8 protein-coding genes and 1 pseudogene are annotated in these 9761 nt (G+C 66.6%); 6 read left to right on the top strand and 3 right to left on the bottom strand.

All coding sequences use genetic code 11. The features are described 5' to 3' along the window. Positions 1 to 13: 13 nt before the first annotated feature. Positions 14 to 2503, top strand: a pseudogene (locus LI94_RS18490) (MMPL family transporter); the annotation flags it as partial. A 96-nt stretch (positions 2504 to 2599) separates the two neighbouring features. Here the strand turns inward: LI94_RS18490 and LI94_RS18485 are convergent. From LI94_RS18485 to LI94_RS18475, 3 genes are read right to left on the bottom strand one after another with little or no spacing between them, the layout of a single operon-like run. Next, positions 2600 to 3691 (bottom strand): PE-PPE domain-containing protein, encoded by a 1092-nt coding sequence (locus LI94_RS18485; RefSeq protein ID WP_046302099.1) that lies wholly within the window; start codon positions 3689 to 3691, stop codon positions 2600 to 2602. 52 nt (positions 3692 to 3743) lie between these two features. Then, positions 3744 to 4421 (bottom strand): GAP family protein, encoded by a 678-nt coding sequence (locus LI94_RS18480; protein WP_024442723.1) that lies wholly within the window; start codon positions 4419 to 4421, stop codon positions 3744 to 3746. A 33-nt stretch (positions 4422 to 4454) separates the two neighbouring features. After that, positions 4455 to 6194, bottom strand: coding sequence for an AMP-binding protein (locus LI94_RS18475; protein ID WP_046302098.1), 1740 nt, complete (start codon positions 6192 to 6194; stop codon positions 4455 to 4457). A 183-nt stretch (positions 6195 to 6377) separates the two neighbouring features. Here LI94_RS18475 and rpsF point away from each other — a divergent pair, with 183 nt between their 5' ends. The 5 genes from rpsF to LI94_RS18450 all read left to right on the top strand — a co-directional run. Beyond that, a complete protein-coding gene (gene rpsF, locus LI94_RS18470; RefSeq protein ID WP_024442721.1) occupies positions 6378 to 6668 on the top strand; it encodes a 30S ribosomal protein S6 in 291 nt (96 codons plus the stop codon). 77 nt (positions 6669 to 6745) lie between these two features. Beyond that, positions 6746 to 7264 carry a single-stranded DNA-binding protein gene (locus LI94_RS18465; RefSeq protein ID WP_024442720.1) on the top strand — a complete coding sequence of 173 codons (519 nt, stop codon included), beginning with the start codon at positions 6746 to 6748 and terminating at the stop codon, positions 7262 to 7264. 33 nt (positions 7265 to 7297) lie between these two features. Beyond that, complete coding sequence (gene rpsR / locus LI94_RS18460) at positions 7298 to 7552, top strand: 30S ribosomal protein S18 (RefSeq protein WP_024442719.1); 255 nt, start codon at positions 7298 to 7300, stop codon at positions 7550 to 7552. A 33-nt stretch (positions 7553 to 7585) separates the two neighbouring features. Continuing rightward, complete coding sequence (gene rplI / locus LI94_RS18455) at positions 7586 to 8044, top strand: 50S ribosomal protein L9 (protein WP_024442718.1); 459 nt, start codon at positions 7586 to 7588, stop codon at positions 8042 to 8044. 484 nt (positions 8045 to 8528) lie between these two features. Beyond that, positions 8529 to 9761: DnaB-like helicase N-terminal domain-containing protein (locus LI94_RS18450; RefSeq protein WP_046302100.1), on the top strand; the 1233-nt coding region annotated here is incomplete at its 3' end.

Raw genomic sequence — 9761 nt, 5'->3', positions numbered from 1 at the left:
ATGTGTATAAGAGACAGTTGCCGGGTCGACACTGACCGCCGACGTCACCGGCCCAGCGGCCACGGTCGCCGACCTGACCGATGCCGGGGCGCGGGACCGGTTCGCGATCGAGCTGGCGATAGGTGTGCTGCTGCTGTTCATTTTGGGCGTCATCTACCGCAACCCGCTCACCATGCTGCTGCCGCTGATCACCATCGGCGTATCGATGGTGGTCGCCCAGGCGGCAGTCGCGACCGCGTCACTGGTGAGCGGAATGGCCGTCTCCAACCAGGCCATCGTGATGCTCAGCGCCTTGATTGCCGGGGTGGGAACCGATTACGTCGTCTTCCTGGTCAGCCGCTATCACGACTACATCCGGATGGGATCCGGTACTGCCGAGGACTGCCGGCGCGCCGTGCAGCGCGCCCTGGCATCGATAGGCAAGGTGATTGCCGCATCCGCGGCCACCGTTGCCATCACCCTGCTGGGGATGGGCTTTGCCAAACTGGGGGTCTTCGCCACCGTCGGCCCGGTGCTGGCGATCGGGATCGCGGTGGCGTTCTTGGCGGCGGTGACGTTGCTTCCGGCCATTCTGACGCTGGCCGGACCGCGCGGATGGGTGGCACCACGCCCCGAACGCGCTGCGCGGTTCTGGCGCCGCACCGGGGTGCGAATCGTTCGGCGCCCCAAGACGTATCTGGTCGGTAGCCTGGCGCTGTTGCTGGCGTTGGGCAGTGCCGCCGGGCTGATTCGGTTCAACTACGACGACCGCAAACAACTGCCGGATTCCGTTGACAGCTCAGTGGGGTATGCGGCGCTGGATCGGCACTTCGCGGTGAACCAGACGATCCCTGAGTACCTGCTGGTCCAATCTCCCAACGATCTGCGTACGCCGCGGGCTCTTGCCGATATGGAGCAGATGGCGCAACGGATCAGCCAGATCCCGGGCGTGGCCGCCGTCCGCGGTGTCACCCGGCCGGGTGGGGAGTCGCTCGAAGAGGCCAGGGCCACTTACCAAGCCGGTGAGGTCGGGGGCCAGCTGGGCGACGCCGCGGGCTTGATCGCTGAGCGCGACGGCGACCTCAACCGGCTGACCACGGGATCCCGGAAGTTGGCAAACAGCCTCGAAGATCTGAACACCCAGGTCAGCCAGTCGCTTGGCAGCGTGCGAAGTCTGGTCGATGCGCTGGCGTATCTGCAGATGCAGTTCGGCGGCACCAAGACATTCGGTGAAATCGACCAGGCCACTAGGCTGGTCAACAGTATCCGGGCGCTCGGCGACGCCCTCCAGGTGACCTTCGCCGGGCTCGCGTCCAGCTTCGACTGGGTCGATCCCGTCACCGAGTCCCTCGATGCCAGCCCGACATGCGACGCCAATCCGATCTGCGGGACGGCGCGGGCCGAGTTCCACAAGCTGCAGAACGCCCGCGCCGCAGGCACTCTCGATGAGATCTCCAGCCTGTTTCGCCAGCTGCAGTCGGCGCAGCCCTCGCAGACGCTGTCGTCGGCGGTCAACGGGCTCAGCCGCTCCTTGCAGTCAGCCTCGCAGTCTCTGCATGCGCTGGGATTCGACAGCCCTCGTCGGGTGCAGCGCAAGGTCATCGAGATGCAGAACGGCACCAGCGAGCTCGCCAGCGCCGGCCGTCAGGTGGCCGACGGGGTGCAACTCCTGGTCGACCAGACCAAGGAGTTGGGACTGGGCCTCGACACCGCGTCAGCGTTCCTCATGACCATGGGCCATGAGGCTTCCGAACCGTCCATGGCGGGTTTCAATGTGCCCCGACAGGTGCTGGCCACGGAGGAATTCAAGGAACTGGCCCACACCTTCGTCTCGCCCGACGGGCATTCGGTGCGGTATTTCATCCAAACCGGTGAGGACCCGTTCAGCACCGAAGCCATGGACCAGGTCAACACGATTCTCGCGACCGCCCAAGCGGCGCAACCCAATACCGTGCTGGCGGATGCCTCGATCTCGATCTCCGGGTACCCTGTCACACTGCGCGATATTCGCGACTACTACGACCGGGATATCCGGCTCATCGTTGTCCTGACAACCCTGGTGGTGCTGCTGATTCTGACCGCCCTGCTGCGCTCGGTCATCGCACCGATCTATCTGGTGGGCTCGGTGATCGTCTCCTACCTGTCGGCGATCGGGCTCGGTGCCTTGGTCTTTCAGGTCATATTGGGCCAGCAACTGCATTGGAGCGTGCCAGGTTTGGCGTTTGTGGTGCTGGTGGCGGTGGGCGCCGACTACAACATGCTGCTGGCGTCCCGCTTGCGCGACGAGTCGTCGCTGGGCGTGCGGACCAGCGTCATCCGCACGGTCGGCTCAACCGGCGCGGTGATCACCGCAGCGGGACTCATCTTCGCCTCCGCGATGTTCGGGCTGCTGTTCGCCAGTGTGGGGGCCGTGGTGCAGGGCGGCTTCGTGATCGGCGCCGGCATCCTTGTGGACACCTTTGTGGTGCGCAGTATTACCGTGCCCGCCGCGGCGGCGCTGCTGGGACGGGCCAATTGGTGGCCCGCGCGGCCGTGGCTACAACCCCGGCCCGACTCTCTGAAACGGGGCAGCGCCAACGGCGATGTGATCGAGACGGTGGCCGACGCCTGAGGCCGTGGGTCAGCCGGTGAATCCGAAGAAGTTGCGAAGCTTGCCGACGGTGTCGTCGACGGCGCTGTTGGTCTCCGGTCCCAGAACCTGCACCACATCCATCCCGGCCGGGTGGACTGAAATGGGTCGGGTAGCGGGGTCGTCATTGCGGGAGTAGCCGGCGTCGACCTGGGGCTGCAGGAAGGCGTCGAGCTGGTCGACCACGTCGTCGGGTACGCCGGCGAAGCGTAGCGGCAGGGTCAGCGGCAGGTGATTGATCGGGATGAAGTACGACGTCGTCGTCGCGCCCCGGGAATTGACGGTGGACCGGATGTTTTGGGCGGGCACGTCGGCGGGCGTGGTGAAGGCAGCCGGCGTGTGCACGATGGCGGCGCCGATGAGCGCATTGGCTACCGACCACAGGTTCTCGGGCCGATCCGGGAAGTCGGCCATGCCGTCGTAGGCAGCGACCACCCGATTGGAGTCATACTGGCTCTCCACTTCCGGGGGCATGGTGTAGTCCTCGAGTGGTAGACGGCTGCCCGGTGGGAAGAGTCCGGAGAGAAAGCTCTTCCCGAAAGCGTGCTTTCCCATGGGAGAGCCGAACGTCGAGAACTGCAGCATGTGTGGCGGCGGCGCACTGGGGTCGTTGGCGAGCCGGACCTGCTCCTTGTCCAGCGCCATGGTGCCCTGCGACAACCCGACAACGGCGGCCGGCTCATTCCCGCTGCGAATGATCGCGTCCAGGCTGTCGGTGGCCGCGTCGACAGCGGCGGCCACGGTCACGTTGTCGCGCTTGGCGTCGGGCGCGAACATGGTGGGCACCCACCGGAACATGGCGCCAGCCGGGTAGTCGATGATCTCGCGCTTCTTGTTTGGGAAATAGCCGGAGCCGGCGCGCTTGGTGTAGTCCGCCCACGGGATGCCCGGTGGTCGAGCACCGCCGACTGCGTAGACGACGTCCACATTCGACGCATCGCCCACCGGCGGCGGCGTCGGCGACGGTGCAATCCCCGGGGTATCGAGGGGACGTGCCGGAGCCGCAGTCGCGGTACTTGCACTCAACCCACTAGCCGACCCGGCGAGCAGCACCGCGAGAGCTCCGGCGACCAGTCGTTTCATCGCTAACCCCTTCAACCGTGCAGGCCCGCGGGCGGACCCGACGTCCACCTTCTCACAATCCCAGGACACCGGCAGTGCATAAGACACCGCCGACGGCGGCCAGCAGCGCTGCGACCTGGCCAGGCCGGCGTTGCCGACCCCAGTTGTGCAGCGCGGCCATGAACCTCCGGGTGGCGTCGGGTGCCACCAGGTAGGCCAGCAGCGGAATCTCGACGAGCGCGAACGCCAACACATTGAAGGTCAGCAGTGCGGCGATCTTCGTGCTGGTGGCGGCGCCGGAGGCGACGATGATCGCCATCGCGGCGAGGTAGTCCACCGAAGGCAGCGCGATACCCAAACCGGCTGTTCCCGCCACCCACAGTGACCGGCCTTTGAGCAACCGCTGGGCTCGAGCAGAGAATCCGACCGGGACCGAATCGGAACGACCCGTACGGGTCTGGCGTGGACTGGCGACCAGCACCCTGAGCACGAGAACCGCGGCGGTCAGCAGTGCCAGCGCGCCGACGATGATCTGAACGCGCGGCAGCGTCAGCCCAGAGGACTCGGTGACCGAGGGCGGCAGGAGGAACAACACCACCAGACCGCCGGTAGTCCCCATGACGAAGCCGCCGCCCAGGAACGCCATCAGCTGCAGTACCGGCCGGGGCCGGTTCAGCATCAGCAGCGTCAGACCGATGCGCACCGGCTCGATGCTGGTGGCAGCCGCCATCACTACCAGGGCTATCCACATGCGGCGACGTCGTATCGCGGGGACGCGGCCGGCTCAGCGGTCCATCCGGGTGAACTGCTGGTTCTGGTACTGCTCGACGCAGGCGGCCCGGCGAACCTTGCCGCTGGTGGTGATGGGAATCGATCCCGGCCCGACCAGCACGACATCGGCGACGGTCACTCCGTGGGTCTGGGAGATGGCTACCTGCACATCGTTTTTCAGGGTGGCCAGTCGCAGGGCGGTGTCCTCCGGAGATTCGCCACGATCGCGGACCTCGATGATGGTGACCAGGGTCTCGTCCTCGTTGACGGGAACCGCGATCGCCGCGACGCGACCGCCGCTGATCTCTTGGAGGGTGGCTTCGATGTCCTCGGGGTAGTGGTTGCGCCCGCGGATGATCAGCAGATCCTTCATGCGGCCGACGATGAACAGCTCACCCTCGGAGATGAATCCGAGGTCACCGGTCCGCAGCCAGGGGCCGCTCGGGGTGCCCTCGGACGCCCTGACCAGACTGGCCTCGAACACTTCCCGCGTCTGTTCCGGCTTGTTCCAGTAGCCGGCGGCTACGTTGGCGCCGGCCGTCCAGATCTCGCCGACGGTTCCCACCGAGCACTCGGCGCAGGTTTCGGGGTCCACGATGCGCACCGCCGGCGACTTCGGCACACCGTAGGTGAGCAGGGGCGTACCGTCCGGCGCCTCACACCGCTGCGCGCTGCCGCGCGTCAACTTCTCCGATTCGAAGTAGACGGTCTGGGGCGCGCACTCCACGTCGAGCGTGGCGACGTACAGGGTGGCCTCGGCCAACCCATACGCGGGGTGCAGCGCCCGGGCACGGAAGTTGTGGGGAGCGAATCGGTTGAGAAAGCGCTCCAAAGTCGCGGGGTGGACGCGTTCGCTGCCGCTGACGATGCCCAGCACGTCGCCCAGATCGCGGCCGGCCAGGTCCTCGTCGGTGGTCTTGCGCACCGCCAGTTCGAAGGCGAAGTTCGGCGCCGCAGAAAATGCCCGGGTGTGGCTGGCCATGGCCTGGATCCAGCGCGCCGGACGTTGCAGGAACGCCACGGGGCTGCTCAGCTCGCACCGGTAGCCGCCGAGGACCGGCGCGATGATGCCCAGGATCAAGCCCAGATCGTGGTAGAAGGGCAGCCACGACACGATCGTGGTGTCGGGCGGCGCCACCCCGTTGAACTCCGGGAAGTAGCCCGCCATGAACTGCCGGAAGTTCACCTGAAGGTTGCGGTGCGACACCATCACCCCGGCCGGAAGCCGGGTCGACCCCGAGGTGTACTGCAGGTACGCCACCCCGCCGGAGTCGACAGGCGGCTCACCCATGGCGACACTGGCGTCCAGGTCCAGCGTGTCGACAGCGACGACTGTCGCGGTGGCGTCGGCCCCGGATTCGCGCACATACTCGGCGACCAGGCCGGCGGCCCCGGCGGTGGTCAGGACGACGGACGGCGCGGTGTCGGTGAGCACGGCGCTGACCCGCTCATCATGTGCGCCGGGATGCGGCACCGGCAGGGGCACCGCGATGAATCCCGCCTGGATGGCACCGAGGAAGGCCGCGACGTAGCCGAGGCCCTGGGGGGCGAGGATGACGGCCCGGTCCCCGGCCGAGCCGTGCTGCTTGAGCTCGCGGGCCACGTTGAGGGCTCGCCGATAGACCTGTGACCAGGACAGCGTCTCCGCGACGCCCTCCCAATCCTGGTCGTAATCGGTGTAGGTGAATGCCGGCTCATCCGGGGAGAGGAAAGCCCGCTCGCGCAGCAAAGTTAATAGGGAAACATCTGACATGGCGGTGAGGCTACCGTCACAGTCCGACATGTGCCGGGCGAGCGTGAACGGGAGGACCTTGTACCTCAATTTCGCCGCGGGACCGGTCCTCCGGTAACCTAGCCCGGTTGCCGACGCAGGCGACCCTCCTGCCGTGGATACCTCCACGGCCGCACTACGACCATAGGAGGTGATGAGGTTCCCATGCGTCCATACGAAATCATGGTCATCCTTGACCCCACTCTCGACGAGCGCACCGTTGCCCCGTCCCTGGAGACGTTCCTGAACGTCATCCGTAAAGACGGCGGTTCGGTGGACAAGGTCGACATCTGGGGCAAGCGCCGCCTGGCTTACGAGATCGCCAAGCATGCCGAGGGCATCTACGCGGTCATCGACGTCAAGGCCGAGCCGGCCACCGTGTCCGAGCTCGACCGTCAGCTCAGCCTGAACGAGTCGGTGCTTCGTACCAAGGTGATGCGCACCGACAAGTCGTAGGCGACTGTCGCAGCCGTTGCGTAGGCTCATGCTGCGAATGCAGCATCAAGCGCTGACACCGATCCTAGGAGGGCCCCGTGGCTGTAGGTGACACCACGATCACCGTCGTTGGAAACCTGACCGCGGACCCGGATCTGCGGTTCACCCCCTCGGGGGCGGCGGTCGCCAACTTCACGGTGGCGTCCACCCCGCGGGTCTTTGACCGGCAGAGCAATGAGTGGAAGGACGGCGACGCGCTGTTCCTTCGGTGCAACATCTGGCGTGAGGCCGCCGAGAACGTGGCCGAGAGCCTCACCCGCGGATCGCGGGTGATCGTCACCGGGCGGCTGCGGCAGCGGTCCTTCGAGACCCGCGAGGGCGAGAAGCGCACCGTCTACGAGGTCGAGGTCGACGAGGTCGGCCCCTCGTTGCGGTACGCCACCGCCAAGATCAACAAGGTCAGCCGCGGTGGCGGCGGAGGCGGCTTCGGCGGGGGCGGCGGCATGTCAGCCCCGTCCGGCCCGTCGGGCGCGTCCGGCCCGGCCGCGGAAGACCCGTGGGGCAGTGCTCCGGCGTCCGGCTCCTTCGGTGGCGCCGACGACGAGCCGCCCTTTTAGACAAACGAACCACAGCACGAAAGAGATAGGTAGATGGCCAAATCCAACAAGCGGCGTCCGGCTCCTGAAAAGCCGATCAAGGCTCGCAAGTGCGCATTCTGCTCGAACAAGAAGCAGGTGATCGACTACAAGGACACCTCGCTGCTGCGCACCTACATCAGTGAGCGGGGCAAGATCCGCGCCCGTCGTGTGACCGGCAACTGCGTTCAGCACCAGCGCGACGTCGCGCTCGCGGTGAAGAACGCCCGCGAGGTCGCGTTGCTGCCCTTCACCTCGTCGGCGCGCTAGCCGACCACTCAATCTTGGAGAAAGTACGAAACGATGAAGCTCATTTTGACCGCTGAGGTGGACCACCTCGGAGCGGCCGGAGACACCGTCGAGGTCAAGGACGGATACGGCCGCAACTTCCTGCTCCCGCGGGGGCTGGCCATCGTCGCCACGCGCGGCGCGCAGAAGCAGGCCGACGACATCCGTCGGGCCCGCGAGACCAAGCAGGTGCGCGACCTGGACCACGCCAAGGAGCTCAAGGAAGCTTTGCAGGCGCTGGGCACGGTCACCTTGCCGGTGAAGACCTCCGGCGACTCGGGCAAGCTGTTCGGCTCGGTCACCGCGGCTGACGTGGTCGCCGCCATCAAGAAGGCCGGCGGGCCGAACCTCGACCGGCGGATCGTCCGGCTGCCCAAGGCCCACATCAAGGCCGTCGGCAGCCACCCGGTGTCGGTGCACCTGCACCCCGACGTGAACGTCGACGTCACCCTCGACGTCGCCGCGGCAAACTAGCACATACCGCAGCAGCCCCGGCAGCGCCCTGATCGGCGCCGCCGGGGCTTTGCTGTGTTCGGACGAGGTTCCATCAGGTTAGCGCTGGCTAACTTTTAGGCCCGTGTGCATGGGTGGGGTCGTTTACTTTGATGTGGAATCGCGTCTACCTGTCTGCAAGGCAACACGCCCAAGACGGCAACCAATGACGACACGCCGAAGAGATTGTGCTCCACAATCAAAACACCCCTTGCTACCGCTTCTACCTGCGGGGATAACGCGGGTTAGAAGGGCAATCCACAAGTCATCCCCACCGATCCAAACAATTGCGGGAAAGGTGTGCACACTTAATCCACACCTTTGTGAACAAGCCCGTTTTGTACGGCCGCCAGCAACGCCTACCGTCAACGCGGCACGGCAGGGCGGGATTGTCGGTGTCCGCTGTTAGGTTGCGGCAGCAACGTCGAAAAGACGTTCGAGTGTGCCGGTGGAGAAGGTGGGGCGCATGGCGGTAGTCGACGACCGTGGTCATTCTGAGCTTGAGGAGCCGCCACGCGAGGACGTGGGCCGCCAGCCACCCCAGGATCTCGCCGCAGAGCAGTCGGTGCTCGGGGGCATGCTGCTGAGCAAGGACGCCATCGCCGACGTGCTGGAGCGGCTGCGGCCGGCTGACTTCTACCGCCCGGTGCACCAGAACATCTACGACGCGATCCTGGACCTCTACGGGCGCGGTGAGCCGGCCGACGCGGTGACTGTGGCGGCTGAGCTGGACCGCCGCGGACTGCTGCGCCGGGTGGGCGGCGCCCCGTATCTGCACACGCTGATCTCTACGGTGCCGACCGCGGCCAACGCCGGCTACTACGCCACGATCGTCGCGGAGAAGGCGATCCTGCGCCGGCTGGTAGAGGCCGGCACTCGAGTAGTGCAGTACGGCTACGCCGGTGCTGAGGGCGCCGATGTCGCCGAGATCGTCGACCGGGCCCAGGCCGAGATCTATGAGGTGGCCGAACGGCGCAGCTCCGAGGACTTCGTACCGCTGGAAGACCTGCTGCAGCCGACCATGGACGAGATCGACGCGATCGCCTCGCACGGCGGTATCGCGCGCGGTGTGCCGACCGGCTTCACCGACCTCGACGAGGTGACCAACGGGCTGCACCCGGGACAGATGATCATCATTGCGGCGCGGCCCGGTATGGGGAAGGCGCTGGCGCTCAACACCCCGTTGCCGACCCCGGCCGGCTGGACCACGATGGGCGATGTCGCCGTCGGTGATGAGCTGCTGGACGCCGACGGGCGGCCCACCCGTGTGCTGGCCGCCACGGACATCCTGTTGGGCCGGCCCTGCTACGAGGTGAAGTTCTCCGACGGCACGGTGATCGTCGCCGACGGCGAGCACCTGTGGCCGACGACCGCGGGTGTGCGCAGCACCGCGCAGTTGCGCTGCGGACTGGACCGGATTGCCCCGGCCGGTACGCCGGCGCGGTCGGACGGAGGCACGGCGCTGCTGGCGCCGGCCCTGAGCCTGACCGCGGTGCGGCGGGTACCCAGCGTGGCAGTGCGCTGCGTGCAGGTCGACAACCCGGCACGGCTGTACCTGGCCGGCCGTGGCATGGTGCCTACCCACAACTCCACGCTGGCCCTGGACTTCATGCGATCGTGCTCGATCAAGAACCGGATGGCCAGCGTCATCTTCTCGCTGGAAATGAGCAAGTCCGAGACTGTCTCTTATACACATCTC

Origin of the sequence: Mycobacterium sp. UM_Kg27, from assembly GCF_000972905.1 — a bacterium.
GTDB lineage: Bacteria > Actinomycetota > Actinomycetes > Mycobacteriales > Mycobacteriaceae > Mycobacterium.
Note: the sequence above shows the minus strand (reverse complement) of the source record. Positions and strands in the feature narration are given on the sequence as shown.

What these genes read in the sequence shown, in the direction of transcription:
- rpsF (WP_024442721.1), top strand. Translation starts at nt 6,378, where the DNA reads ATGCGTCCATACGAAATCATGGTCATCCTTGACCCCACTCTCGACGAG.
- LI94_RS18475 (WP_046302098.1), bottom strand. Translation starts at nt 6,194, where the DNA reads ATGTCAGATGTTTCCCTATTAACTTTGCTGCGCGAGCGGGCTTTCCTC.
- LI94_RS18480 (WP_024442723.1), bottom strand. Translation starts at nt 4,421, where the DNA reads ATGTGGATAGCCCTGGTAGTGATGGCGGCTGCCACCAGCATCGAGCCG.
- LI94_RS18485 (WP_046302099.1), bottom strand. Translation starts at nt 3,691, where the DNA reads ATGAAACGACTGGTCGCCGGAGCTCTCGCGGTGCTGCTCGCCGGGTCG.
- rpsR (WP_024442719.1), top strand. Translation starts at nt 7,298, where the DNA reads ATGGCCAAATCCAACAAGCGGCGTCCGGCTCCTGAAAAGCCGATCAAG.
- rplI (WP_024442718.1), top strand. Translation starts at nt 7,586, where the DNA reads ATGAAGCTCATTTTGACCGCTGAGGTGGACCACCTCGGAGCGGCCGGA.